The organism is Affinirhizobium capsici (assembly GCF_977018625.1).
Window position 1 is genome coordinate 1 of record NZ_CDRNXD010000003.1, and the last position, 23,288, is coordinate 23,288.

Annotated in this window: 27 protein-coding genes and 1 pseudogene; 16 read left to right on the forward strand and 12 right to left on the reverse strand. The window is 58.5% G+C overall.

Annotated features, from left to right (window positions below; all coding sequences use genetic code 11):
• From AC0JZ1_RS02635 to AC0JZ1_RS02645, 3 genes and pseudogenes are all read left to right on the forward strand, one after another.
• Window positions 1-331 (forward strand): annotated as a pseudogene (locus AC0JZ1_RS02635) (hypothetical protein); the annotation flags it as partial.
• Window positions 332-600: 269 nt separating this feature from the next.
• Window positions 601-1,509 (forward strand): ArdC family protein, encoded by a 909-nt coding sequence (locus AC0JZ1_RS02640; RefSeq protein WP_471880912.1) that lies wholly within the window; start codon window positions 601-603, stop codon window positions 1,507-1,509.
• Window positions 1,510-1,859: 350 nt separating this feature from the next.
• The gene (locus AC0JZ1_RS02645) at window positions 1,860-2,168 is read left to right on the forward strand and encodes a DUF736 domain-containing protein (RefSeq protein WP_018326263.1); all 309 of its coding nucleotides are present in this window, start codon (window positions 1,860-1,862) and stop codon (window positions 2,166-2,168) included.
• Window positions 2,169-2,287: 119 nt separating this feature from the next.
• Here the strand turns inward: AC0JZ1_RS02645 and AC0JZ1_RS02650 are convergent, their stop codons facing one another.
• The 3 genes from AC0JZ1_RS02650 to AC0JZ1_RS02660 form a co-directional block, all read right to left on the reverse strand.
• Complete coding sequence (locus AC0JZ1_RS02650) at window positions 2,288-2,437, reverse strand: hypothetical protein (protein ID WP_167364002.1); 150 nt, start codon at window positions 2,435-2,437, stop codon at window positions 2,288-2,290.
• Window positions 2,438-2,758: 321 nt separating this feature from the next.
• A complete protein-coding gene (locus AC0JZ1_RS02655) occupies window positions 2,759-3,256 on the reverse strand; it encodes a GNAT family N-acetyltransferase (protein ID WP_471880913.1) in 498 nt (165 codons plus the stop codon).
• A 125-nt stretch (window positions 3,257-3,381) separates the two neighbouring features.
• The gene (locus AC0JZ1_RS02660; protein WP_471880914.1) at window positions 3,382-3,558 is read right to left on the reverse strand and encodes a hypothetical protein; all 177 of its coding nucleotides are present in this window, start codon (window positions 3,556-3,558) and stop codon (window positions 3,382-3,384) included.
• 230 nt (window positions 3,559-3,788) lie between these two features.
• On the opposite strand from AC0JZ1_RS02660, the gene AC0JZ1_RS02665 reads away from it, so the two are divergent.
• On the forward strand, window positions 3,789-3,962 hold the full coding sequence (locus tag AC0JZ1_RS02665) for a hypothetical protein (RefSeq protein ID WP_230808755.1): 174 nt from the start codon (window positions 3,789-3,791) through the stop codon (window positions 3,960-3,962).
• 36 nt (window positions 3,963-3,998) lie between these two features.
• On the opposite strand, the gene AC0JZ1_RS02670 is transcribed toward AC0JZ1_RS02665, so the two are convergent.
• The 6 genes from AC0JZ1_RS02670 to traC all read right to left on the reverse strand — a co-directional run bounded on the left by AC0JZ1_RS02670 (window position 3,999) and on the right by traC (window position 7,709).
• On the reverse strand, window positions 3,999-4,352 hold the full coding sequence (locus tag AC0JZ1_RS02670; RefSeq protein WP_230808815.1) for a thermonuclease family protein: 354 nt from the start codon (window positions 4,350-4,352) through the stop codon (window positions 3,999-4,001).
• A 216-nt stretch (window positions 4,353-4,568) separates the two neighbouring features.
• On the reverse strand, window positions 4,569-4,901 hold the full coding sequence (locus AC0JZ1_RS02675; RefSeq protein WP_471880915.1) for a WGR domain-containing protein: 333 nt from the start codon (window positions 4,899-4,901) through the stop codon (window positions 4,569-4,571).
• A gap of 148 nt (window positions 4,902-5,049) precedes the next feature.
• Window positions 5,050-5,247 carry a hypothetical protein gene (locus tag AC0JZ1_RS02680; RefSeq protein WP_092587938.1) on the reverse strand — a complete coding sequence of 66 codons (198 nt, stop codon included), beginning with the start codon at window positions 5,245-5,247 and terminating at the stop codon, window positions 5,050-5,052.
• 15 nt (window positions 5,248-5,262) lie between these two features.
• Window positions 5,263-7,206 carry a Ti-type conjugative transfer system protein TraG gene (gene traG, locus AC0JZ1_RS02685; protein ID WP_471880916.1) on the reverse strand — a complete coding sequence of 648 codons (1,944 nt, stop codon included), beginning with the start codon at window positions 7,204-7,206 and terminating at the stop codon, window positions 5,263-5,265.
• Complete coding sequence (traD, locus tag AC0JZ1_RS02690; RefSeq protein WP_471880917.1) at window positions 7,193-7,408, reverse strand: type IV conjugative transfer system coupling protein TraD; 216 nt, start codon at window positions 7,406-7,408, stop codon at window positions 7,193-7,195. Before traD ends, traG begins: the two co-directional genes overlap by 14 nt.
• Before the next feature lie 4 nt (window positions 7,409-7,412).
• Entirely contained in the window at window positions 7,413-7,709 is a 297-nt protein-coding gene (traC, locus tag AC0JZ1_RS02695) for a conjugal transfer protein TraC (protein WP_471880918.1), read from the reverse strand.
• Window positions 7,710-7,939: 230 nt separating this feature from the next.
• Between traC and traA the strand changes: the two genes are divergently transcribed.
• From traA to AC0JZ1_RS02720, 5 genes are all read left to right on the forward strand, one after another.
• Complete coding sequence (gene traA, locus AC0JZ1_RS02700) at window positions 7,940-11,242, forward strand: Ti-type conjugative transfer relaxase TraA (protein WP_471881040.1); 3,303 nt, start codon at window positions 7,940-7,942, stop codon at window positions 11,240-11,242.
• Entirely contained in the window at window positions 11,239-11,769 is a 531-nt protein-coding gene (gene traF, locus AC0JZ1_RS02705) for a conjugative transfer signal peptidase TraF (protein WP_471880919.1), read from the forward strand. Before traA ends, traF begins: the two co-directional genes overlap by 4 nt.
• Window positions 11,690-12,982 (forward strand): conjugal transfer protein TraB, encoded by a 1,293-nt coding sequence (locus AC0JZ1_RS02710; protein ID WP_471880920.1) that lies wholly within the window; start codon window positions 11,690-11,692, stop codon window positions 12,980-12,982. Before traF ends, AC0JZ1_RS02710 begins: the two co-directional genes overlap by 80 nt.
• A gap of 12 nt (window positions 12,983-12,994) precedes the next feature.
• Window positions 12,995-13,621 (forward strand): TraH family protein, encoded by a 627-nt coding sequence (locus tag AC0JZ1_RS02715; protein WP_471880921.1) that lies wholly within the window; start codon window positions 12,995-12,997, stop codon window positions 13,619-13,621.
• A 316-nt stretch (window positions 13,622-13,937) separates the two neighbouring features.
• Entirely contained in the window at window positions 13,938-14,246 is a 309-nt protein-coding gene (locus tag AC0JZ1_RS02720) for a transcriptional repressor TraM (protein ID WP_471880922.1), read from the forward strand.
• A gap of 9 nt (window positions 14,247-14,255) precedes the next feature.
• On the opposite strand, the gene traR is transcribed toward AC0JZ1_RS02720, so the two are convergent.
• Both traR and AC0JZ1_RS02730 read right to left on the reverse strand, forming a co-directional pair.
• Window positions 14,256-14,960 carry an autoinducer-binding transcriptional regulator TraR gene (traR, locus tag AC0JZ1_RS02725; protein WP_471880923.1) on the reverse strand — a complete coding sequence of 235 codons (705 nt, stop codon included), beginning with the start codon at window positions 14,958-14,960 and terminating at the stop codon, window positions 14,256-14,258.
• Between the two features lie 210 nt (window positions 14,961-15,170).
• Window positions 15,171-15,761 carry a malonic semialdehyde reductase gene (locus AC0JZ1_RS02730; RefSeq protein ID WP_471880924.1) on the reverse strand — a complete coding sequence of 197 codons (591 nt, stop codon included), beginning with the start codon at window positions 15,759-15,761 and terminating at the stop codon, window positions 15,171-15,173.
• A gap of 98 nt (window positions 15,762-15,859) precedes the next feature.
• Here AC0JZ1_RS02730 and AC0JZ1_RS02735 point away from each other — a divergent pair, with 98 nt between their 5' ends.
• Both AC0JZ1_RS02735 and AC0JZ1_RS02740 read left to right on the forward strand, forming a co-directional pair.
• Window positions 15,860-16,216 carry a winged helix-turn-helix transcriptional regulator gene (locus tag AC0JZ1_RS02735; RefSeq protein ID WP_471880925.1) on the forward strand — a complete coding sequence of 119 codons (357 nt, stop codon included), beginning with the start codon at window positions 15,860-15,862 and terminating at the stop codon, window positions 16,214-16,216.
• A gap of 295 nt (window positions 16,217-16,511) precedes the next feature.
• On the forward strand, window positions 16,512-16,946 hold the full coding sequence (locus AC0JZ1_RS02740; RefSeq protein WP_471880926.1) for a hypothetical protein: 435 nt from the start codon (window positions 16,512-16,514) through the stop codon (window positions 16,944-16,946).
• A 181-nt stretch (window positions 16,947-17,127) separates the two neighbouring features.
• On the opposite strand, the gene AC0JZ1_RS02745 is transcribed toward AC0JZ1_RS02740, so the two are convergent.
• The gene (locus AC0JZ1_RS02745; RefSeq protein ID WP_471880927.1) at window positions 17,128-17,685 is read right to left on the reverse strand and encodes a TetR/AcrR family transcriptional regulator; all 558 of its coding nucleotides are present in this window, start codon (window positions 17,683-17,685) and stop codon (window positions 17,128-17,130) included.
• Window positions 17,686-17,814: 129 nt separating this feature from the next.
• On the opposite strand from AC0JZ1_RS02745, the gene AC0JZ1_RS02750 reads away from it, so the two are divergent.
• The 5 genes from AC0JZ1_RS02750 (at window position 17,815) to AC0JZ1_RS02770 (ending at window position 23,181) form a co-directional block, all read left to right on the forward strand.
• Window positions 17,815-18,672 carry an alpha/beta fold hydrolase gene (locus AC0JZ1_RS02750; protein WP_471880928.1) on the forward strand — a complete coding sequence of 286 codons (858 nt, stop codon included), beginning with the start codon at window positions 17,815-17,817 and terminating at the stop codon, window positions 18,670-18,672.
• Window positions 18,673-18,907: 235 nt separating this feature from the next.
• On the forward strand, window positions 18,908-19,783 hold the full coding sequence (locus tag AC0JZ1_RS02755; RefSeq protein WP_471880929.1) for a helix-turn-helix transcriptional regulator: 876 nt from the start codon (window positions 18,908-18,910) through the stop codon (window positions 19,781-19,783).
• 630 nt (window positions 19,784-20,413) lie between these two features.
• Complete coding sequence (locus AC0JZ1_RS02760; protein WP_471880930.1) at window positions 20,414-21,754, forward strand: FAD-binding oxidoreductase; 1,341 nt, start codon at window positions 20,414-20,416, stop codon at window positions 21,752-21,754.
• Window positions 21,755-21,874: 120 nt separating this feature from the next.
• Window positions 21,875-22,300, forward strand: a complete 426-nt coding sequence (locus AC0JZ1_RS02765) for a cupin domain-containing protein (RefSeq protein ID WP_471881041.1) — start codon at window positions 21,875-21,877, stop codon at window positions 22,298-22,300.
• 98 nt (window positions 22,301-22,398) lie between these two features.
• Window positions 22,399-23,181, forward strand: a complete 783-nt coding sequence (locus AC0JZ1_RS02770; protein ID WP_471880931.1) for an alpha/beta fold hydrolase — start codon at window positions 22,399-22,401, stop codon at window positions 23,179-23,181.
• The last annotated feature ends 107 nt before the right edge of the window (window positions 23,182-23,288 follow it).

Here is a 23,288-nt window from a genome sequence, read left to right on the forward strand (position 1 = left end):
GGCCTTCGTCGGATCGGCGCATGGCGCCGGGCAGTTCTACTCCCGCGCCGTCACCGAGGCGCGCGACGCAACCGCCAAGGCATCCAACGATGCCCGCGACGAGGATCTCGACGGTCCGGTCGGCTATGACAGCGCCGCCCAGCGCAAGCGGGAATTCGCGGCTGACATGGGTATCCAGTCCCATGCGCTGCGCATGGCAGCCGAGGGCGCGGTTGCCGCCTACGAACAGGTCGTTGGCGAGACCTGGAAGCCCTTCGACCGACCGGTCGAAAACCCGGGCGCATCGCTCGACCGCAAAGCGGCGGAAGTTCAGATGGCCGCCTTCGGATAACACACTCGGCGGGGTCGCACTCCGCCTTCTTTTTCTGATCCGAGGCCGGCGCTACGCCGGCCTTTTCTCATGTCGAGAAGGAAAACTGGCGACGCTCGATCGCGGCCCGTCCCGCTCGGCTGTCCTGCAGGAGCCGGGTGCCCATGCAACGGCTTTGCCGTCCTCCACGGTGTTGCGGCCTTCGGTGCCTGGTCACACCATTGGCCCCTGGCTTCGGACCTCCGTGACGGACCGCGATCGGCGCGGTCTCTGAAAAGGAAGGAAAAGTCATGACAAAGAAATCAGAAGCGGGTCGCGCGGACATCTACACGCGGATCACCGATCGGATCGTCGAGGAACTCGAACAAGGAGTGCGGCCCTGGATGAAGCCGTGGAGCGCCGCCAACACGCATAGCCGCATCAGTCGGCCCGTGCGCCACAACGGCCTTCCCTATTCGGGCATGAATGTGCTCCTCCTATGGTCGGAGCAGATGTCACGCGGCTTCACCTCCTCGATGTGGATGACGTTCAAGCAATCCCTCGAATTAGGTGGGGCGGTGCGCAAGGGGGAGAGCGGGTCGACCGTTGTCTTCGCCAGCCGCTTTACCAAGTCGGAAGCGGATGGAAACGGAAACGAGATCGATCGGGAGATCCCGTTCCTGAAGGCCTATTCGGTGTTCAACGTCGAGCAGATCGACGGTTTGCCCGAGAGCTATTATGCGCCGCCCGCCGAGGTCCTTGATCCGATCGAGCGGATCGAAAGCGCTGATCGCTTCTTCCGCAATACCGGCGCGGTCATCCGGCATGGTGGCAACCAGGCCTACTATTCCCCAGTGACGGACTATATCCAGATGCCGCCCTTCGAGGCGTTTCGCGATGCAGCCGGATACGCTGCCGTCCTCAGTCATGAGGCTACCCACTGGACGGCGGCGGAGGATCGCGTCGGACGTGACTTGTCGCGCTATGCCAAGGACCGGACGGAGCGGGCGCGGGAAGAACTCATTGCCGAACTTGGGAGTTGCTTCCTCTGCGCCGACCTCGGTATCGCGCCGGAGCTCGAGCCGCGGCCGGATCACGCGTCATACCTGCAGTCGTGGCTCTCGGTGCTGGCCAACGACAAGCGGGCGATCTTTCAGGCTGCGGCTCACGCGCAACGGGCCGTGAGCTTTCTGCATTCGCTGCAGCCAAGCAGACAATGAGAGCGGTCCCAGCGTGCGTGGCGCGACATGCCGTTGGTACAAATGGCAAATGCGGCTGAACGCCATTGCCATATCCCTTCCCGTCAGAGTTTCCGGCAACCCATCTGCGGGCTCGATGAGGCATGTCTGACCGGAGACCGGCTCCGCCTCGATCGTTTTCCCGCAACGACAAGTCGCAGATTTCTTACCCCGGAAGGCTGCGCCCTCCTCCTCGCCCGCTAACAAATCTGCGACTTGCCGCCCTCCATTTCATTGCGGCCCTAGGGGTGCGGTCCGATCGTCACCGGTCTTTTCGACAGCCATCGAGGCCGCGATGGGCGCGGCCCGAACACGAGAAAAGGAATACGACAATGGCAACCATCGGCACCTTCACCTCCACCGAAAACGGCTTCACCGGCTCCATCCGCACCCTCGCCCTCAACGTCAAGGCCCGCATCGCCCGGGTCGAGAACCCCTCCGACAAGGGCCCGCAATTCCGCGTCTACGCCGGTAGCGTCGAGCTGGGCGCGGCCTGGCAGAAGACCTCCGAGCAAGGCCGCGACTACCTCTCAGTCAAGCTCGACGATCCGAGCTTCCCGGCTCCGATCTACGCCACGCTCGCCGAGGTGGAAGGCGAGGACGGCCTCCAGCTCATCTGGTCCCGCCCGAACCGGGACTGACTGACATCACGGGGCTCCGCCATCGGCGGAGCCTTCTCCTCTACCGAGATATCAAATCCGGACCCGGCATCGAGCCAGGTCCGGCTTTTTTGGTGCCATATGGAGAGGCGAAAACCTGCTCAGTATCCGGTGATGATGCCGACGGGACTGCCGTCGTCAAGGATGAGCGGTCCCCCCAATTTCGAATTGGCAGCAGAGCCGCCAACACGAAATCGGCTCCCCCACTCCCCGGCGCTGCCGGTCGCTTCAGCGATCCCTGACATCGTCATTCCCTTTCCGGCGCCGCTGATCGTCTTTCACATAGGAGATCAGACGATGACCTACGAACTCGAACGTTTTTCCTTCAGCGCCTTGATTTTCCAATTGGCAGTCAGAATAAGGTGACGAACTGCAGCAACTATTGACAGGACGACTGCCGGCAGATTGCCGCCGAGCTGGCGACGGACAAGGCCAAACTTGCCGAGGCAAAGGCAGTATTCGATGTGCTGATCAGTGCGGAGCTGCCCCCTAGGGGGCCTTACACAAACGAAATCGGCGGCAAGGCGAGATGACTGCCGATATCGGCAGCTTTGCGCCATGAAGGGAAATTGTTATTCGGTGGCGCGGGGTCTGCGAAACAGCAGGCGATTCCGATCAGGAAGATCGCGAGCGAACTGGAAACCAGCCTTTTCTAAAACCCTCTTTGATCCGCCGTTCTCCGGGTGGGCCATAGCCCAGACTTCCGGGAGGCGTAGCTGATTGTCTGCAACGTGCAAAGCGGCACTTACCAGTTCGGAGGCGTAGCCGCGTCCCCACAGTTCGCGACGGAAATAGTATCCTACCTCATAATCCCAACCTGGATCGAACGGATCTTCGTACAAGCCGCCCCAGCCTATGATGCAACCGTCTTCACGCCGGACCACGACCCACGGAGCACAGCCATCTCGGCGTCTCCGCCACTCATGAACCATTACTCTTCTTTGGCTTTCACGCAGCGTTTCATCGCAATGCGTGTTCAGCATTGCAGAGGGGTCTCCAAGAAATTCGAAAAGCTTTGGAATATCCGCCCGACGCGATGGACGAAGGATTAACCGCTCAGTTTCCAACACCGTACCACTTTCCCCTTATGCGTTGGTTCTCTTTCAGATAGCATCTCAGACGCACCATGTTCGTCAAGAGAGTTGCCGTTGACTGACGACCGCGAGCGACTAGAAGCGGTCTTTATGCTTGACTGTCAGGATAACGCGCCGAACTGCGTAACGCTGTCGATCCTTGCGAGCGTCGCCAGATCGAGGCCGAGCTCGATTTCGCACAGGCGGAACTCACGCTGGTGATTGCCGAGATGAAGGGCAGCGTCGATGCGGAGCCACCTTTCTGAGGGGGAGGCCTCAAGTCGCGTCGTGTGCGTCACGCGGTACCTGAAGATCTCCTACTGATCCGATTTCATTGACATCAGGGATGGTGCGTGCCGGGCGTCTGCCTGCAACCTGATGACGCCAGAATTTCCCCGCTTATCGCTCCTCGCGCATCAAAATTCAGTCGCCATCAGGTCCCCGCTCCGCTTCGGCCCTGCGGGTGCAGCCCTCCTTCCCTGTCCGCTCTTCATCCCCGCAATGAAACGCAATCAACAGGAGATCCATGATGCAACAGCTCGCAAAATTTCTCAGCGCCACCGGCCGCCGTCTACGTACACTTGGCAAAGTCGTCAGTCACCTCTTCCGCAAGGGCAAGCTCGGCCTGAAGATCGCGATTAAGATTCCGTTCTTCGCAGACGTTGAGCTCAACATCGAAACCGAATGGGACCGGCGCGAGTGAGCGCCAACAGGCTCGGCCTTCACCGGCCTTGCCGTCCTAGCACCATGGTTCGCGACGTCCTGTCCAGGTCCGGGCCAGCCCTTCCGAGACCAGAATATCGCCGAGGCTATGGCCATGGCGAACAAGAACCCGCAGAGCGCGACCGTAGAGATCCTTGTCACGACCCGGCCATGCCTGCAATTCGAATGGACCCTGGTTCACAAGTTCGATCAGCCGCTCGGTCGCGCGGTTACCGAGAGCAAATTCCGAGGCGCATTTGGGCTCGCTGATCTCGGGTGCGTCGATGTCTGCAACCCGGACTTTCGTTCCATCGATCCACAGCGTATCGCCATCGATGACGCAGCTAATCCGATCGCCGTCGGTGCATTTTTCAAACTTTACCGAAGTCATATGTGGTGCAGCCAGCGTTATCGTTGGAGCACTGACCGCCAGGGCGGCGACGCTCACGAGGGGAGGGATTATCGCGAGGATCGCGAGATTGCGTTGCCCTCTCTTTTTCCGGAAGAGAAGCCGGAGATCAGGTGGATATGCCAAACGTCAAATGCTCCTGTTTCATCATCGTCGATGTGTGGATGTCAGCCAAAGGTCGCAAGGGATCGCCGACCGTCAATGACGGGCTGCCGAAGGCGTGACCCGGTATCCACGGCCTCGCTTCTGTCGGAGAAGATCGAGGAAGGCTGTGACAGCGTCTCGCTCTTTGGCGAAACGCTGGACCTTCATCTGGCCATGCGCACCGATCCGGCCCCAGCGGCGTGTCAGGCAGATCTCGCCGAACAGATTGGGCTCAATCGTCATGGCATAGAAGCGAGCCATGTTACGGGCTTCGTCCGTGCGTTCCACATAAAGCTGATAGGGTTGAGTGAGCATGGCAGCATAATCGCTCGGCCGCCAATTTTCGTCCAACGAGAGATATGAATCGATGACGTCTGACCGATTCATTTTCGTGAAGTTCCGCTGAAGGCTATGGGCGGTCCGCCTGCGGCGTACAGCTCTATTCGCCGGGGCGAACGATGCCCTGCGGTCTTCGCCCATTCGGGTCACGATCTTCCCGTAAACACCAGGCGCCATCGGTGCAAACGGGCGTCGATCAATATCCGAGGAAGCCGAGGACATCTCCGCCGTAGAATTCTCCGTAGCCGTCAGGATGCCCGATGACTTCCCCACTGTCCTTATCGATAAGCGCGCCGTCGGCTTCGCGAACCCCCGCCGTGATGCCATGTTTGCGGCATTCCTCGATCGCCTCGGTCGCCGTCACCTGTGCCTCGCACGCTTCCCAATATCTCATTGTTGCGCCCTCGATCTATCGCACAACAGGTTCATGCGTGCCGTAAGAGCTCTTGTAAAACCGGTTCTTTCCGACACAGGCCTTCATGTCCTCGCGCCGGAACCAGATGGCGCGCCCGCATCGAAGCGGTGCATTGCCCGACGTGAAGACGATCTGTTCGTCGGCGCGCATGCGCAGAACCTCATGCGGAAGGATCAACGGCCGGCGGTTGAGTTGCTTCGACCGCGATCTCGACGACCCCTTCAATCCGGACGAGCGATTAGTCTGATCGACCTCGACCGTCGTGTCGCCGCAGCGCTTGGAGATGTAGTCGGCGGTATCGGGATCGTTGATTGCCGCAAAAGAAATCCACGAGGCGGATTCGAACCATTTGCTCGTCGCGTCACGCCCGCCATATGCCTCGCGCATCTGGCCGAGCGACTGGAAGATCATCGTCAGCGTGATGCCGTATTTGCGGCCTGCGTCTCGGGCGGTTTCGAGGATGCGCAGATAGCCAAGGCGCGCCACCTCGTCGAGCAGGAAAAGGGTGCGACCCTTCACATCGCCGTTGCGGTTATAGATCGCGTTGAGCAGCGAGCCAATGACCACGCGCGCGAAGCCTGGATGGGCTTCCAGCACTTTCAGATCGAGCGCGATGAAGATGTCCGTCTCGCCGTTTGCGAGATCGTCCGTCGAGAAACTGTCGCCGGAGACCAGAGCGGCATAGTTCGGGTAGGACAGCCAGTGCGTTTCCTTAACGGCATTGGCATAGACACCGGAAAATGTCTCCGGCGTCATGTTGACGAAGACGGCGACATTTTCCTTCACGAAGTCGGACTCTGACCCTTCGTAGATTTTCGTCAGGCGTGCCCGAAGCTGCGGCTCGGGTTCGGACAGATTGGCCCGGACACGGCGCAAAGTTTGGTCTTTTTCAGCTGTGTGCCCCGACAGGCAAACGTCGGCGATCAGCGCCGTCAAAAGCTGCATCGCCGAGGCTCTGAAGAAGTCGTCTCGAGCGGACGCCGTGCGCGCATTGTCGGTCATGATCCATGTGGCGACGGCGACGATATCCTCTTCCTTGGTATTGCCATGACGACCGATCCAGTCCAACGCGTTGAACCCGACAGCCGACGCGGTGGGATCGAGTACGATCACTTTCCGGCCCGCCTGGCGCCTGTGTTCACTGACCATGCGCGCAACCTCGCTCGACGGATCAAGCACAACCAGACCGCCTCCCCATTTGAGCGCGGTCGGGATCGTCACCGAGGTCGTCTTGAATCCGCCCGAACCGGCAAAGACGATCCCGTGCGACGAGCCGAAGGAACCGTCGAAACAGAGTAGGGGCGCCTTGCCACCGCCGCCCCAGCTTTGTTTGTCATCGGCCCGGAACGGCAGAGCGGCAACACTATCGCGATCGACGCGATATCGCTCGCCGATGACGATGCCGCCGTGCTCTGGAAACAGCGTTCCGGCCTCCTGCATCTTCATCCAGTCGGCCTCGCCATGGATCGCGCGCCGACCACCGATCCTTTTCGGTGCTGCCATTGCGAAGGCGGCATTCCCCTTGATCGCAACGCGCAAGGCGAAGACGCTTCCGACGAAGGCGACACTGGCGCCAATCATCGTTGCCGGATCGGCATAGGCAAGAACCGACTGTCGCGCTGGCACGTCGCTGGCGATACTGCCGAGGCGGATCGTCTCGCGTAAAATCGCGTTGATGACGACCAAAGCGCCGCCAGCCAGTACGCTCAGACCGGCAGCCTTGATATTGGCCGAACCATTGGCGGCGAACAGCGCGACGACGCCGATGGCGGCGGCAATAATGTAGGGCAGGGCTAGCCCCGCCTTTCCCAGCATCAGCTTTGCCTGCGCCGATGATCCGAGCGCCGCCAGTCGATGCTCCACGCCCGACGTCACGATCATGGCCGCGACCATGATCACCGCGGGCAGGATTGCCAAAAGCAGCCTATTCGCCGTCATTGCCAAAGGCCTCCGCCCCGATTGCCGCCAGTCGAGCCTTCTCCGTCTCGTCGCCCCTGATCCGCTTGGCAGCATCGATCAGCAGGCCGAGCAGCAAAGAACGCTTCTCGTAGCGAAGGCCTGCCTTGACGATCAGGCCGCCGAGTTCAATCTTTTCGCGTGTGTCCTTCTTGCGCGCCTCTGTCGTCGTTGATTTCGCCATCCGTTCAAGCCTCAGCAGACCCGCCCGTATCCGCCCTAGGCGGCTGCGCCGCGGACGACCCGCTTGGGGCTCGGCCGTCCCCGGTTTCCTTCTTCCCGGTCGCACTCCCTTTGCCTCCACGAAACCGTTTTGCGGTCTCCTCGAAAGCCGTCTGAAGCTCGGCTTCGTCGATCTCGATCTCCCCAAGGCCGGCCTTCAACGCGATCCGTCCGATACGTTCGGCTTCACGGGTCTCGGCCTGCTTGAGCTGATCCTGCAATCTGGCGATTTCTTCCCTGATCTTCGATGACGGTTTCTTCATTCCGGTTGCTCCTTACGTCTGGGCGTTGCACTAGCGACGCCCAGACTCTCCCGGATGGCCCCAGAATGACATCTGCAGATCTGCAGATCGCCAAGGGCGATGCTTTTGTGAATGATCCCGGCCGTTCCGAAGGAATGGCTCCAAGGGCGCAATTATACGTCGCGATGCGACGCGTTGCTTCTCGGCCGCCACTCCCGACGAACTTTGTTCGAACGGGAGCACTAATTGCCGTGGCCATCGCCCATTTCTCAGCCAGCATCGTCAGCCGGGGTTCCGGCCGTAGCGTCGTGCTGTCTGCGGCCTACCGGCACTGCGCGAAGATGGAATACGAGCGCGAGGCGCGCACCATCGATTACACCCGCAAGCAAGGTTTGCTCCACGAGGAGTTTGTACTCCCTGCCGATGCCCCGAAATGGGTTCGTTCACTGACCGCGGATCGTTCTGTCGCCGGCGCCTCGGAAGCCTTCTGGAACAAGGCCGAAGCTTTCGAGAAACGTGCGGATGCGCAGCTTGCCCGCGACCTGACGATTGCACTCCCGCTGGAACTGTCGGCGGAGCAGAACATCGCCCTTGTCCGGGATTTTGTTGAGAAACACATCCTCGCCAAGGGTATGGTTGCCGACTGGGTTTATCACGACAATCCCGGCAATCCGCATATCCACCTGATGACCACATTGCGGCCGCTGACGGGGGACGGGTTCGGGTCGAAGAAGGTCGCTGTGACAGGCGAGGATGGCCAGCCGGTGCGGACCAAGTCCGGCAAGATCCTCTACCAACTCTGGGCAGGCTCGACGGATGATTTCAATGTGCTGCGCGACGGCTGGTTCGAACGACAGAACCATCATCTGGCGCTTGGCGGAATCGATCTACGCATCGATGGACGCTCCTACGAGAAGCAGGGTATCGAACTTGAGCCCACCATTCATCTCGGCGTCGGGGCCAAGGCAATCGAGCGCAAGGCAGAGCAACAGGGCGTCCGGCCGGAGCTTGAACGGGTCGAACTGAACGAGCAGCGACGCACGGAAAACGCACGCCGCATCTTGAAGAATCCTCCCATCGCGCTCGACCTGATCACGCGGGAAAAGAGCGTCTTCGATGAGCGCGATGTCGCCAAGGTCCTGCATCGCTATCTCGACGATCCTGCTGTCTTCCAGCAACTGATGCTTAAGATCATCCTGAACCCGGAGGTGCTGCGGCTGCAGCGCGATACGATCGATTTTGCGACCGGAGAGAAACTGCCAGCGCGCTACTCGACGCGCGCGATGATCCGGCTGGAAGCGACGATGGCGCGGCAGGCCATGTGGCTGTCGGCTCAGGAGACGCATGCCGTCTCCGAGGCTGTACTGGATGCGACGTTCCGGCGCCATGAGCGGCTGTCCGACGAGCAGAAAGCAGCGATCGAGCGCATTGCAGGACCTTCCCGCATCGCTGCCGTCGTCGGCCGTGCCGGGGCCGGCAAGACCACGATGATGAAGGCGGCCCGTGAGGCCTGGGAAATGGCCGGATATCGCGTCGTCGGCGGTACCCTTGCGGGAAAGGCGGCCGAGGGTCTTGAGAAGGAAGCAGGTATTGAGAGTCGGACGCTTGCGTCATGGGAGCTGCGCTGGAACCGCGGCCGTGACGTCCTAGACGACAAGACGATCTTCGTCATGGACGAGGCCGGCATGGTTGCCTCGAAACAAATGGCGGGGTTTGTCGATGCGGTAGTAAGAACAGGCGCGAAGATCGTGCTGGTCGGCGACCCCGAACAGCTCCAGCCGATCGAGGCGGGCGCGGCCTTCCGCGCAATTGTCGATCGCATCGGCTATTCCGAGCTCGAAACCATCTATCGGCAGCGCGACGACTGGATGCGGAGGGCATCGCTCGATCTTGCGCAGGGCAATGTCGAAAAGGCTCTTGTTGCGTATGTGGGTCAGGGCAGGGTGCTTGGCTCGCGCCTGAAGGCCGAAGCCGTCGAGAGGCTGATCGCCGACTGGAACCAGGATTACGATCAGACCAAAACGACGCTGATCCTCGCCCATCTGCGCCGCGATGTTCGCATGCTCAACGTCATGGCCCGCGAGAAGCTGGTGGAACGCGGCATTGTCGGTGAAGGCCATGTCTTCAAAACGGCTGACGGCGAACGCCGTTTCGACGCCGGCGACCAGATCGTCTTCCTGAAGAACGAGGGAACGCTTGGGCTCAAGAATGGCATGATCGGTCATGTCGTAGAGGCCGCTACAAACCGCATCGTTGCATCGGTGGGTGAGTGCAATCAGCGCCGACAGGTAGTCGTCGAACAGCGGTTCTACAACAATCTCGACCACGGCTACGCCACGACGATTCATAAGTCGCAAGGCGCCACCGTCGACAAGGTCAAGGTGCTCGCTTCCCTGTCCCTGGATCGGCATCTGACCTATGTGGCGATGACCCGCCATCGTGAGGATCTGCAGCTCTACTATGGGACGCGGTCCTTCGCCTTGAATGGGGGCTTGGCCAAGGTTCTATCCCGAAGGAATGCCAAGGAGACGACGCTCGATTACGAGCAACGCCAGCTCTATCGCGAGGCGCTGCGCTTCGCGGAAAACCGCGGCCTGCACATCGTCCAGGTCGCGCGCACGCTGGTCCGCGACCGGCTTGACTGGACTCTGCGCCAGAGGGCGAAGCTTGTCGATCTCGGCCAGCGGCTTGGCGCTTTCGCCGCACGCCTTGGCTTCACCCAAACCTCGAAGACCCAAACGATGAAGGAGGCCGCACCCATGGTCGCAGGAATCAAGACATTTTCCGGCTCTGTTGCCGATACGGTCGATGACAAGCTTGGCAACGATCTCGCCCTGAAGCGGCAATGGGAAGAAGTCTCGGCGCGCTTCGCTTATGTCTTTGCCGATCCTGAAACCGCCTTCCGATCGATGAACTTCGATTCTGTCCTGGCAGACAAGTTGATGGCGAAGCAGGTCCTGCAAAGGCTCGCGTCGGAGCCCGAGACTATCGGTCCATTGAAAGGCAAGACCGGCATTCTGGCAGGCAAGGCAGAGCGCGAGGCACGTCGCATCGCCCAGGTCAATGTGCCTGCTCTCAAGCGCGATCTTGAGCAATATCTGCACATGCGCGAGACGGCAACAATGCGGCACCAAGCGGACGAGCAGAGCCTGCGTCAGCGGGTCTCGATCGACATTCCTGCGCTGTCACCGGCAGCGCGTGTTGTGCTGGAGCGGGTGCGCGATGCTATCGACCGCAACGATTTATCCGCGGCGATGGCCTATGCGCTCAGCAATCGCGAGACCAAGCTTGAGATCGACGGTTTCAACAAAGCCGTCACCGAGCGGTTCGGCGAACGGAGTATGTTGAGCAACGCGGCCCGCGAGCCCTCCGGAAAGCTATACGAAAAGCTTTCTGAGGCTATGAAGCCGGAGCAAAAGGAGCAACTGAAACAAGCCTGGCCGGTGATGCGCACGGCACAGCAACTTGCGGCTCACGAGCGCACCGTCCAGTCGCTAAGACAAGCCGAGGAACAGCGTCTTACCCAGCGCCAGACGCCGGTACTGAAGCAATGAGGCGGGGGCGAGTTCTCCTTTTTCTAGCGGGCGCCGCCGTCACCACGTCCGCATTGGCGGCAACGGCGTTCACGGGCGGCTATCGCCTGAACCTGACCCCAAGCGAGCCGCTTGGGCTCTGGCGTATTGAAGAGCTTCAGCGTCCAGTCGCCATCGGTGATCTGGTGTTTTTATGCCCGCCGACAACGGCCGTCTTCGCAGAAGCATGGCGGCGCGGATATCTGCGCCGGGGCCTTTGCGCTGGCGGCTCTGCGCCGCTGATCAAGACCGTGGCAGCACTTCCCGGACAGCGTGTCGATATCACCGATCATGTGCTGATCGATAGTCGTTCAGTTCCCGCATCTTCCGTGTCGCATGAGGACGGGGAGGGCAGGGTGCTACTGCCTGATCCCGGCGGTGTCGTGCCGCCGCATCATCTGTTCCTTCACTCACCTTTTGCGAGTTCTTATGACAGCAGATACTTTGGCCCGGTTCCGGATTCCGGTCTTCTCGGTATTGCGCGACCGGTCCTCACCTTCGAGCCTTGATCGCGGCGAAAATCATCCGACAGATCGCTGGAAAGCCATCCTCCTGATCATCGCGTCCATTGCCTGTGGGTGGATCGGCTGGAGCGGGCAGGTGCTTCTTCTGCCGTTCGCCGTGCTCTTTCCCTTGCTCTGGGCGATGGCGCCGTCGCGCACGATCGCGGCACTTGTGGCGGCTGGTTATTTCCTGGCGGCCTCCCGTGCGTTGCCGCAGGGCGTCGCCAACTTCTATGCCGCCGATCTCTGGCCCGGTCTCGTGCTATGGGTAATAGCTTCCGCATCCTTCGTGATCGTCCATGCAGTGTTCTGGAAACCTCATGGCGAAGACGCTTTCGGGCGGAAAGGGTCGGACGCGGTGAGGGCGCTACGCTATTTCGTGGCCATGGCGCTGACAGGGCTGCCGCCATTCGGCATTACCGGTTGGGGCCATCCCCTGACAGCTGCCGGGGTGCTGTTTCCTGGCTGGGGATGGTGGGGACTGGGCGCGACCGCGATCCTGTTGGTCGTCATGACCGGTCGGCGATGGCAAATCGCGGTCGCAGTCCTCGGAGGACTTTTCGTCTGGTCGGCCACGAACTGGACGCTCCCGAAACTAGCACCCGGCTGGGTAGCCGTCGATCTGAAACAGGGGGCAGACCTCGGGCGCGATGGCTCGCTTCAGTATCACCGTGACCTGATTGCGAGGGTGCGCAAGGCCGCGGAGTCACGCAAGGATGTTCGTGTCGCGGTGCTGCCTGAAAGTGCGTTCGGGCTTTGGACGCCGACCGTGGCGCGGGTCTGGCAGGAGGGTCTCCGTGGCTCCGACCTCACCGTCATCGCAGGTGCGGCTGTCATCGACGCCAGGGGCTACGACAATGTCATGGTGGCGATCTCGGCCGATGAGGCAAAGGTCCTTTATCGCGAGCGCATGCCGGTCCCGGGTTCGATGTGGCAACCGTGGTTGCAATGGACCGGACAGGGTGGTGGCGCGCGGGCTGAATTCTTCGGCAATCCGGTGGTTGAGGTTGACGGAGCAAGGATCGCGCCGCTGATCTGCTACGAGCAGCTTATTCTCTGGCCGGTCCTGCAATCGATGTTGGACTCGCCCGAGGTGGTCGTTGCCGTTGGCAACGGCTGGTGGACCGAAAAGACGTCGGTCGTCGCCATCCAGAAGGCGAGCGTGTCGGCCTGGGCAAGCCTCTTCAGCCTGCCCGTCGCTATCGCCTTCAACACATAGGGAGTACCTGGGATGCTCGATGCCATCCTTATCCACCAATGCGCCGATCCGTCTCTGAAGCCCGCGATCGTCGAGCAGTTCATCGCGAAGGCAGGATCTCAGGATCCTCTCGCCATCACCGTACGCTCTGGCACGCGCGTGGTGCTGGTGCCAAAGCCGACAACGCCGGAAGAGGCACTGGCTCTGATCCGCGACAATCTCGGTCGCAACACCGTTCGTGTGGGTATCACTCAATATCCGGCAGGCCTCGGCATCGTCGAGGCCGGTCAGTTGAAGCCGGAGATGGTCGAGCCTTGCGAGAATATCCGAATGGGAACGGCGCTCTTTGCAAAGGTCTTTCGCATCGTCATGAAATGGTATGGGAATCCGACGGCGGAGGAAGTCCTGCCCCAGGTCATGGACGATGCGGTCATCGCCTGGCAGACGGGGTATTTCGAAGGGGTGGCGGTGTTCCGCGCGGAGGATCCAGGGCAGGAGAAAATCATTCGCCCCGCCAGGGAAGATTCCGAAGAAACTCAAAATGGCACTGACCTCATTAAAGATTACGCCGCGCCGGCAACCGTGACCGACACGGCGGCGTCTGATCCGAACAGGGCAGGCATCAGGATCGATCTTTCGGGTATCGGCGCATCGCCTTAATGAGAATATCTCTGCAGATCTGCAAAGCGATTGTTTTTCCAATACCCTAGCGGAAACAGTCTAGAGCTTTTATAAGACCTGGCAGGGCGGTACGCGCTGCCCAGGGGTGTGGAAACCCTTACTCGGCGGTTGGTGTCGGCCGATGCGACACCAGAATCCTCTGGCCATTGGCCGGTGGGCCTGCGACGTATGTCCAGGTGCTCCGGTGCTAAAGGTCGCAGGACTGTCCGAGTACAGTTTCCAACCCCCGGCTTGGGATCAGAGATTAACGTTTGCGGGGGCGCACCGCAGACAATATCTTGGGGTTGGATCACCAATGGATTTGAAAGATTCCGCAGTGTCGGACACATGTGAACTACGCCCGGTAATCGGGCTGACGCGCGGACTTTCAAGCGCAGACATCGAGACCTTGACCGTAAATGCCATTCGGCTGCACAGACAGCTTGTTGAAAGGGCCGATCAACTGTTCCAGGTATTGCCGGACGACATTAAGACCGGAAAGGCTGCAGGAGGCGAGCAGCATCTCGAATACATCGAAGCGATGATCGAGATGCATGCGCAAATGAGCGCAGTGAACGCGCTGGTTGTACTTCTGGGTTTCATCCCAAAAGTTTCGGTCAACTAAAGTACGCGGTCAGATCAGCCCGGCCCGGATGGCCAGCGCCACCAGGTGCGGCATTGTATGGATCTGGAAGCGCTTCCTAGCCTCTTCAAGCTTGCTTTTCACCGAATTGTATTTGACGCCTTCGAGATCGGCAGCTTCTTCCATCGTCTTGCCGACCGAGATCCAGTTCAGATAGGCAGCCTCTTTTGGGTCGAGGTAGTCCGGGTATTGATCGGTCGGCGTCAGCGGGAGCAACGACATCCGGGTGTGGAGTTGGCCAACGGCCGCCGCCGCTGCGACCGGATTGATCTCGCGCTCAAGGTGGATTTCGGTCGTGTCTGAAGCCAGCGTGAACATGGAGGTCGAGCCGTTCGCAGCCCTGATGGGAATGGTAATTCCCGAGCGAATGCCGAAATCAGCGGCGCGATCGAAGAATTCCCGCTCTTCCTTTGAAAGGCGCTTTCGCTCCTGTTCTCCGCTCCACACAAAGGCCTGCTTCAGTGACTTGGCACGGTTGACTATCGGATCGACCGCCTCGAACTTCCTTTTGAAATAAAGAGCCCGCCATTCCTGGGGATAATTGGACGCGGCGACCGTGTGACCCGGTCGAATATAAAGATAAGCATAGCCGCCAAACCCCGCCTGCTCGGCGAAGTGGCTTAGGGCGTCCTTCAGGATGGTTTCGTCGCCGCGAAGTGCTGCAAGATCTGTCAGCTTGTCGAGCCAGTGCTGCATTTTCATACTCCGTGCCAATGTCAGGTGGGACAGGTCACGCTAAACTCCTTGTAGTCTGAGTGATGTATAAATACAGCTATAAGTTGCATAATTGTACTTATGGAACCAGGTTCTTAGGCTGGCGCTTAACCGCTCCAGCCTCATGGGATCTCACGCTGAGAAAAACACCAGCGGGATTCTGGCGCGTGGACATGAAGCTTGCGAGATCGCTTAGGCCAACCTAGTAGCTTCATTGAACTCCCAACGAGGAGCGCGAGGATAAACGCTATCCAGATCACCATATCCAAGGGTCACAAGAAAATTGGCTTTCACCGAACTTGCCGGGAAAAACTCTGCCGTCACGGCTTTTTCATCAAAGCCTCCGAGCGGCCCAACATCGAGCCCCAGCGCGCGGGCAGCGATCATTAGATAGGCAGCTTGTAGAGAAGCGTTTCTTAATGCCGAATCCGCGATGAAGCGTTCATCCGTCCCGTACCAGCCACGCGCGTCAGTGTGAGGAAAGAGCTTCGGTAATGTTTCTATGAAGTTCATTTCCATTCCGAGGATTGCGGTGACCGGCGCCAATCTGACTTTGTCGGCGTTGCCTTCGTAGGATAGTTTGGCGAGGCGCTCCTTTGCTTCGTCGGTAGTACACCATACGACACGCTGAGGTTGCTGATTTGTAGATGTAGGCCCCCATTTGTAGAGGTCGTACAAGGCTTGCAGCGTCTCCATTGTAACCGGTTGCTCCGTGTACCGATTGAAGCTTCGCGCGCTCTTGAACAGCTGGTCCAAGGCTTGGTCTGAAAGCGGTTTGCCCATATCTGATCTCCGAAATCGTGGTGACTCCACGTATTAAATGCGGTATCAAAAGGGAAGTAGGCACCTTTTTCATACCATTCAAAAATGTGGGTAAGCTCATGGAAAAGCAGAACGAAGACATCTTAGGTTGCCCGTTGTCGGCCTTCGTCACCACGATCTCGGGAAAGTGGGCGATCCCGATTCTCTACCGTCTTATCATCTCTGATGGACCGGTTAGGTTTAGGGATCTGCAACGCAGAGCCACGCCAATCACCCAAAAAGAACTCACGAAGCAACTAAGGTTGCTCGAGGCCCGTGGCTTAGTCACGCGAACAGTGTATCCTGTCACCCCTCTTCATGTGGAGTATGAGGCGACGCCAATCGCGAAAGAATTAATCGGTTCGCTCGAGGGCATCGCCCAGTGGATGAGACGACACTGGGGCGCGCTCAACGCCGACCCAGCTGAGCCGAGTTGAGGACCTGCCAGTTCCTACTCGTCGCTGTGGACCGGGCTACGTTAAATTTTTCAGGCTATGCCGCCGACCTTTATGCGTTTCCATTTTTCGGAATCATGCTGCCGCTGTGCCGCAGTTCAACAGGCGAGACGCGCAGCGTATCCGTGACGCGAGGCGTGCCGATGAGCGACGAAGGGTCAGCCCAAGCAAGCTCCATGTGCAATGGCCACCGAGAGGTACAACGAGAAGAGGTCCATTAGTGCCTGTTGCAGGTAACTGTAGAAATTCCGCGCTGGTTCTACAGCCAAACGCTCGCATGCCAAACAAAGATGCAGCCCAGGCGATTCAGAAACGAAACATTGGCGGAAATCTCCCCTCTGTCTCCTTCACTCCTAGGCCTGGTTCGAAACTTGCGGATGCTCTGTGGTCGATGGAAAGCAATGGCGTGGTTCCGTATCAAAAGCATAGTCGCACCGCTCTCAAGGCCGAGGAGAAATCAGATACGGCCGACGAGCTATTGAAAGTCTCTAACATGACGCCGGCAGAGCGTATCCGCTATTTCTTCTTAAAGGATCGGAAGCTAAATGAAGACAAGCTCGCCGCGATGGACCAAAAGCATCGTGAAGCGATCGAAGACCAAATCAAAGAGATTATCCTCCTACAACTCGGTTTGCAAAACGAAGACGGCAAGCCTAGCGACGCCCCTGAACCCGTACCGGAGGGGCCGCCGGTATCTGTAGATGCAGCCTAGCCGGCGCCCATACTCTTTGGCGGCAGGTCACCACTCCGTACAGCCACCGCGATGAAGCCGAAGCGACAGATCATTTCGGCCTTATCTTCTCATTACAAGGATTTGCCGGCCTCAACCGTTATCGGATTTTCGGCTCGGGCCGTCTGCCGCTATTGTCTTGGCATCGGTGAGGCTAGTCTTGCTAGTGTTTATGTACGGCAGCATCAGCATCCCGGCTGCACGCCTGCACCGCCCGCACCATCGCATCTTTTTCGCCAAAGACCGCAACAAGAAGGGTCGCGCCTTCAATTCGGGCGAGTGCGTCACCCGCAACAAGCTGAGCACGGTCTGAAGGCATGGCGGATAATAAAATAGAGACTAGTTGCTCCCGAAGCTTCTGAAAGAAGTTTCGGACGGCTTCTTTTGCGGCGGGGGTTTCGTCGCTGACGCCATAAGCAAGGTGAAGACCGACGCATCGCTTTCGCTCCGCCAGGTCACCCGCGATAGCCGTGAGTGCCTTCTCATAGGTGAGCTGCCACGGGTCGCCACCGGCGCAGCTTTCTGCTTGGCTGAGCGTCTCGTACAGCAGAGCGTCAAGCACCTCGGGGACCAGGGCTTCCTTGTTCGAAAATCGCATGTATAGCGACGCCTTCTTCAGGCCTATCCGGTCGGCGAGGTCCTGCATCGAAGCACCGGCATATCCTTTTTCTCGGAACAGTTCGCGCGCTGCCGCTACAATTTCGTCTCTCGTAACTTTCATGGCTCAAGCCTTCTCAACTTACGTTCCTAAACATAATATATCCGCCCCCTCTTTACAAACGACCGATCGGTAGTATTTTGCTGTCGGTTCCGGCGATGTGCCGGAGACATTGACACAGGGGAGTAGCAAATGACTGTGAGCTACAAGCGCCAGCAAGTTGGTGATGTGGAGGTCTTCTATCGCGAAGCCGGAGCACGGTCGGCTCCGGTTCTCCTGCTTCTGCATGGCTTTCCTTCATCCGGCCACATGTTCCGTGATCTTATCCCGCTCCTTGCCAACCGGTACCGCGTGATTGCGCCGGACCTCCCAGGCTTCGGATACACGAATGCACCCGAGCGCGGAAAATTTGATTACACATTCGACAATCTCGCGAAGGTCATGGAAGGCTTTACTGAAGCGCTGGGTCTGGAACGTTATGCTCTTTACGTTTTCGACTACGGAGCGCCGATTGGGTTCCGCCTTGCCCTCGCGCATCCGGAGCGCGTCACGGCGATCATCAGCCAAAACGGTAATGCCTATCTCGATGGTTTCAGCGACGAGTGGGGGCCTTGGGAAGCCTATTGGCGCGACCCAAATCCGGAAACCAGAGAAGCCTGCCGGGCCTCTCTTTCTCCAGAGGTGATCGAAAACTGGCAGTATCGGACAGGGGCTGATCCTAAACGGCTTGGACCGGACGGATACATGCTCGACATAGCCCTGATGCGTCGCCCCGATGCAGAGGAAATCCAGCTCGATCTCATTCTAGATTATAGAACGAACCTTGAGCGCTATCCGGACTTCCAGAATTACTTCCGCACATACCAGCCTCCCCTCCTGGCGGTCTGGGGTCGTCATGATCCAGCGTTCATCCCGGCAGGGGCAGAAGCCTATAAGAGGGATCTCCCTGATGCGCATGTGCACCTCCTCGATACCGGCCACTTTGCCCTCGAAACCCATGCGTTTGAGATTGCCCAGATCATGCGGGGCTTCCTCGATGAAAACCTTTAGAAGATTTTGCCCCGTCGTCTTCACCGGTAGTGTCGTTGGCGATGACGGTGCCTCGCGTTGATTGCATCGGTAACCTGGCCCCCACGACCATTTGAACAACCGAGCCCGGCCGTCGCTGCCATCAAACTGGGGCTGACGCGACCTGGAGTTCAAGTTGTTTGGATTACTGGTGATCAAGGTTTCCGAGACTGTACTTTGATGACCAACGCTCGCTGTGCGAGTACTGGAGGCGCTATTGCCAGCTTCATCTCTTGGGCTGCGAGACGCAGATCGTGCGCTGATTGACGTTGACAGGACAGCTGTCGCGACGGGTAAAGACAACGTAACCGCGTTCAAAATGCAGGTTAGAAGCGGAGCCGACGTAACAGGGCATAGTGAGCAGAACCTGATAATGCTTAACAGACACAATGCGGTGCCCGTCGACTGCCTTGTCGGCCGCGAGACGCTTAATCACGTTGCACATTGTGGAAATATTACTGTCATCCCCGAAGGCGTGGAATTTCAAGGGAGATTCGGGGGCCCCGCTGAACTGATTATCGTCTCGATCCCAAAGCAGCGCCTGGCAATTTCGGCAGCTTCGAGCGGTCTTTCTGTTCAGTCATTCGACCCGCGACTAAGCGACTTTGATGCCACGATTGGCACTGCTGTTGAAGAATTTTCGCATTGGCTCAGCATTTGTTCTACAGAGGGTGACTGCGAACTGATTGCAGACGACCTCGTCGAGCTTGTCGCGAGCAGGTACTGCGGTCCAATCAATGGGCTTCCCCCGCGGGGGCAGCTATCTAACCAAGTCATAGCGGACATCAACAGCTACGTACATGAAAACGTCGGCTGCAGCTTTACGATTAGCGATCTCGCCGAATTAGCGAAGCAAAACAGGTTCAACTTCCCGCGCCTGTTCCGGCGCACCGTTGGAGTCAGTCCGCATCAGTATGTTCTACGAATAAGGCTACGACATGCGCGGAAGCTTATCCTGTCGGGATGCTCACTCGCTGAGGCAGCTCTCGCTGCGGGATTTGTCGATCAAAGTCACATGTCAAGCTGGATGCGTAGGAACTACGGACTGACCCCCGGCATTTTATCGAAGCTCGGGAGAAATCATCTTGGGTGATTCTCTCTCGGGCAAAAGGATACCACGCGCGCGTAGTTTAAAAGGAAGCTCACCATGATCAGACATTGTGGGGAGAGTTTGGGAGAGGGCGTTGAACCACCTCCGTGAAGGTTCGATTAGTAAAGTGATCAGCAAAGTCAAACCCGATCCAGATCGTTGGTACGGCCTCGCCGCGACCATTGGAAGATCGGGTCATGAACTCTGTGCTTCCGGCGAATATCTTTCCCTCAATCACCCGGACCTCCGACTGCCGGCTATCACGGCACCATGATGACCCTTCCAAGTGGTTTCGCTTTCTCCGCAAAAACATGAGCGTCGCGTGCTGCGAGAGGGGAAACACCTTAGCGAGATGCGGAATTCGAGGTTTTCGAGCTTGCGTAGCATCTCGTCGACCGTCGAGCGTACATGCGCTCTCTCGAAAAGCGGGCTCATAAAAACCCCCAGTAAAGTTTGAATTGATTGCATGGCTGGCCACAGGTCTAAGTTCAGGCTCCCGCCTCCCGCACTCCCTACGAGCAGGCTGGCCGCCGAACAACATGCACAAATCTACAATCCTGTTCTCGATTAGCCGCGTATGGATTCGCCCGCTGGGCAAGAGGCCATCGGGTCGTCATGAACAACGAGGATAGGATGCTTACCAACCAGAATCCGCTACTGCGGGAGTTAGCAGCTCGCGGCGAAGAATTGACTTTCGACACAAGCGGGCTGCTCTTCAACGCCGCTATCGACGCACAGGCTATGGCGATCGTCAAAATTCGAGACAAGGGCCATCTGTCCTCCGTCGTCCGGGTCGCTGCAGAACACCGCACGCCAATGTCGGTCCTTGGAGGTGGTCACGATCTTTCGGGACGCGGCTTCGTAAAAGAAAATTTGATCCTCGACTTGCGATCGCTGACCTCTATAGCATTGGACAGCGACCGCAAGACCGTGACGATTGGCGGCGGAACCCTTTCGGGCGACCTGGTCGAGAAACTACCAACGCATCTTGTAACCCCTTTAGGAACGGTCTCAACCGTGGGCGTGATTGGGTTGGTTCTCGGCGGTGGTTATGGCCGGCTGACAAGTACTCTGGGTTTGACATCTGACACGTTGGAGAGTGCTGAAGTCGTTTTCGCAGACGGTACGACCGCAGTCGCCAGCGAAGAGGACGATCGTGATCTTTTATGGGCTCTGAGAGGTGGTGGCAGCGGTTTCGGTGTGGTGACAGCGTGCCGTCTCAAATTATATCACGTGCCCGAGGTTCTGGTTTCAATGCACATCTACGCGATGGAAGATGCGCAACGCATATTACTGTTGTGCCAGGACCTCATTGATGCACATCCTGCGGACCTGAACCTGTTCATGGCCTTCATGACCGGCCCGAACGGCAACCCGGTTCTTTTCGTTTCTCCGACATGGACCGGCGATCGCAACATCGGAGAGGCTCTGGTGAGCGCTCTGCAGGCAGATAAGTCGGCTTACACGATCCAAAGCAGCTGGATGCCATACAAGATGACCTTCGACAAGGAGGCCGAGAAAGCTTGGCCAAAGGGGCGTCATTACAGCCTGCCAACGCAAACGGTCGAGCGGCTTGATCGAGACGTGGCCGAGATATTCATCGAGGCTGCTCTCAATTTCACCTCACCGTTTTCGGCACTCGTCATTCATGACTTTCACGGAGCGGCAACAAATATCGATCCAGCGGCGACGGCTTTTGCCCTTCGCACACCGCATTTTGTTATCGAGATTATTTCCGCCTGGGACGGAGCGGCGAACGGTGAAGCGTCCGGTCATCGCGCTTGGTCAGAAGCCGTATCTGGGTCTTTGGCGACGGTCGCGCTTCCCGGCGGCTACCCAAACCTCCTTTCCCCCGATGAAGGGGAACGCGCGCGGCAATTTTTCGGAAGCTCGACCGAGCGTCTGAAGGCGATCAAGAGCAGGGTCGATCCTGACGATCTCTTTCGATCGGGAACAGGGCGCATCGCACGCTAATTATCGGAACCTTGTGCCAATCCTTGGGAGCAGTGTCCTCCAAGTATCACCTTGAAAGCGCCAACGTCGAGAACCGTAGTGACCTTTTCCAAGCGAGAGGGGCCGGATGCCTCCGTACAGATGATTATCGAGTCGCTCTCGATGCAGCCTCATCCGGAAGGAGGCTGGTATACCGAGACCTTCCGCGACGACGACGACGCTGCGCGGAGAGTCCACTCGACCGCCATCTATTTCCTCTTGGAAGAAGGTCAAAAGTCCCATTGGCACCGACTGAAAAACGCTTCTGAGGTCTGGCACTTCTATTTGGGTTCCCCACTTGAAATCAGCACGTGGCAGGAGGGGGGCGCGGTCTCAAGCGTGATACTGGGACCGGACATACAGCGCCTCCAAAGCCCTCAGATTATCGTCCCTAGAAATGTTTGGCAGTCGGCCACTCCGCTCGGGAAATTTGCCTTGGCGGGCTGCACAGTCGCTCCGGGTTTCGATTTCACAGAATTTCAACTTGGACCTCCTGATTGGGAACCCGAAGATCGAAATCAACACTAAGCCCTGCGGAGGCCGTTCACCCATCAAGACAACGGCGCCAGAAGTTAAAGCGAAACACATTATGAAGCTTATCAGTGTCGATAGAGAGGAGACCGCAAATGTTGATGAATCGACGCACTTTTTCAACGTTGGCCGCTGGAGCAGCGGCATCGATCTTTTCGGCGAAGGCGATGGCTGCCCCGGCTCTAGGTCGTCCACCGAAAGCACGCAACATAGTTTTCGTCCACGGTCTCTTTGCGGACGGCTCTTGCTGGAACGACGTCATATCCCTGTTGCAGCCAAAGGGGCTGGCGGTCACATCCGTGCAGAACCCCTTGACGACGCTTCCTGAATCAGTAGCCGCGGCGGAACGTGTGCTTGCTCGCCAAGATGGACCTACCGTGTTGGTAGGCCACTCCTTCGGTGGGATGCTTGTCACGCAAGCAGGTATGCATCAAAATGTCTCGGCACTGGTCTATATCGCGGCTCGTGCGCCTGATGCCAATGAAGACTTCGCGGCCCTCGCAAAGTCTTATCCCACGCCTCCCGCGAGTGCCGGTATTGTTTATGACGGGGAGGAAGGCAGGCTCAGCGAAGAGGCGTTTTTGCGTGATTTCGCTGGCGATGTTCCGGAAGCAAGAGCCAGGGTGCTGTTCGCCACGCAGTATCCCTTTCAAAAGCCCTTACTGGCAGGAAAGGTCACGGAAGCCGCATGGCGTTCGAAACCGAGTTTCTATGCCGTATCGAGTGAGGACCGAACGATAAATCCTGATCTGCAGCGATACCTGGCCAAGCGTATGGGCGCTAAAACGATCGAGCTCGCAGCAAGCCACTTGTCTTTGATCTCCCACCCTCGCGAGGTAGCTGATCTTGTCCTTAAGGCCGCCGGCCAAAGCGCGTAAGCGTTTGCCTCATGGACGAATTAGCATCGGAAGCAGTTGCGTGGCTTGGACGCGCAACTGCTTCCTTGTGCTCTCTGGTCATGGGCCGCCTCGATCGCGATATCCAG

Bases quoted from the DNA above. Each gene is read 5' to 3' on its own strand.
- AC0JZ1_RS02745 (WP_471880927.1), bottom strand. From the start codon at position 17,685: ATGAAAGTTACGAGAGACGAAATTGTAGCGGCAGCGCGCGAACTGTTC.
- AC0JZ1_RS02645 (WP_018326263.1), top strand. From the start codon at position 1,860: ATGGCAACCATCGGCACCTTCACCTCCACCGAAAACGGCTTCACCGGC.
- AC0JZ1_RS02680 (WP_092587938.1), bottom strand. From the start codon at position 5,247: ATGAGATATTGGGAAGCGTGCGAGGCACAGGTGACGGCGACCGAGGCG.
- AC0JZ1_RS02750 (WP_471880928.1), top strand. From the start codon at position 17,815: ATGACTGTGAGCTACAAGCGCCAGCAAGTTGGTGATGTGGAGGTCTTC.
- AC0JZ1_RS02640 (WP_471880912.1), top strand. From the start codon at position 601: ATGACAAAGAAATCAGAAGCGGGTCGCGCGGACATCTACACGCGGATC.
- traG (WP_471880916.1), bottom strand. From the start codon at position 7,206: ATGACGGCGAATAGGCTGCTTTTGGCAATCCTGCCCGCGGTGATCATG.
- traC (WP_471880918.1), bottom strand. From the start codon at position 7,709: ATGAAGAAACCGTCATCGAAGATCAGGGAAGAAATCGCCAGATTGCAG.
- traR (WP_471880923.1), bottom strand. From the start codon at position 14,960: ATGCAGCACTGGCTCGACAAGCTGACAGATCTTGCAGCACTTCGCGGC.
- AC0JZ1_RS02720 (WP_471880922.1), top strand. From the start codon at position 13,938: ATGGATTTGAAAGATTCCGCAGTGTCGGACACATGTGAACTACGCCCG.
- AC0JZ1_RS02735 (WP_471880925.1), top strand. From the start codon at position 15,860: ATGGAAAAGCAGAACGAAGACATCTTAGGTTGCCCGTTGTCGGCCTTC.
- traF (WP_471880919.1), top strand. From the start codon at position 11,239: ATGAGGCGGGGGCGAGTTCTCCTTTTTCTAGCGGGCGCCGCCGTCACC.
- AC0JZ1_RS02710 (WP_471880920.1), top strand. From the start codon at position 11,690: ATGACAGCAGATACTTTGGCCCGGTTCCGGATTCCGGTCTTCTCGGTA.
- AC0JZ1_RS02740 (WP_471880926.1), top strand. From the start codon at position 16,512: ATGCCAAACAAAGATGCAGCCCAGGCGATTCAGAAACGAAACATTGGC.
- traD (WP_471880917.1), bottom strand. From the start codon at position 7,408: ATGGCGAAATCAACGACGACAGAGGCGCGCAAGAAGGACACACGCGAA.
- AC0JZ1_RS02715 (WP_471880921.1), top strand. From the start codon at position 12,995: ATGCTCGATGCCATCCTTATCCACCAATGCGCCGATCCGTCTCTGAAG.
- AC0JZ1_RS02760 (WP_471880930.1), top strand. From the start codon at position 20,414: ATGCTTACCAACCAGAATCCGCTACTGCGGGAGTTAGCAGCTCGCGGC.
- AC0JZ1_RS02650 (WP_167364002.1), bottom strand. From the start codon at position 2,437: ATGACGATGTCAGGGATCGCTGAAGCGACCGGCAGCGCCGGGGAGTGG.
- AC0JZ1_RS02675 (WP_471880915.1), bottom strand. From the start codon at position 4,901: ATGAATCGGTCAGACGTCATCGATTCATATCTCTCGTTGGACGAAAAT.
- AC0JZ1_RS02765 (WP_471881041.1), top strand. From the start codon at position 21,875: ATGATTATCGAGTCGCTCTCGATGCAGCCTCATCCGGAAGGAGGCTGG.
- AC0JZ1_RS02770 (WP_471880931.1), top strand. From the start codon at position 22,399: ATGTTGATGAATCGACGCACTTTTTCAACGTTGGCCGCTGGAGCAGCG.
- AC0JZ1_RS02730 (WP_471880924.1), bottom strand. From the start codon at position 15,761: ATGGGCAAACCGCTTTCAGACCAAGCCTTGGACCAGCTGTTCAAGAGC.
- AC0JZ1_RS02665 (WP_230808755.1), top strand. From the start codon at position 3,789: ATGCAACAGCTCGCAAAATTTCTCAGCGCCACCGGCCGCCGTCTACGT.
- AC0JZ1_RS02670 (WP_230808815.1), bottom strand. From the start codon at position 4,352: ATGACTTCGGTAAAGTTTGAAAAATGCACCGACGGCGATCGGATTAGC.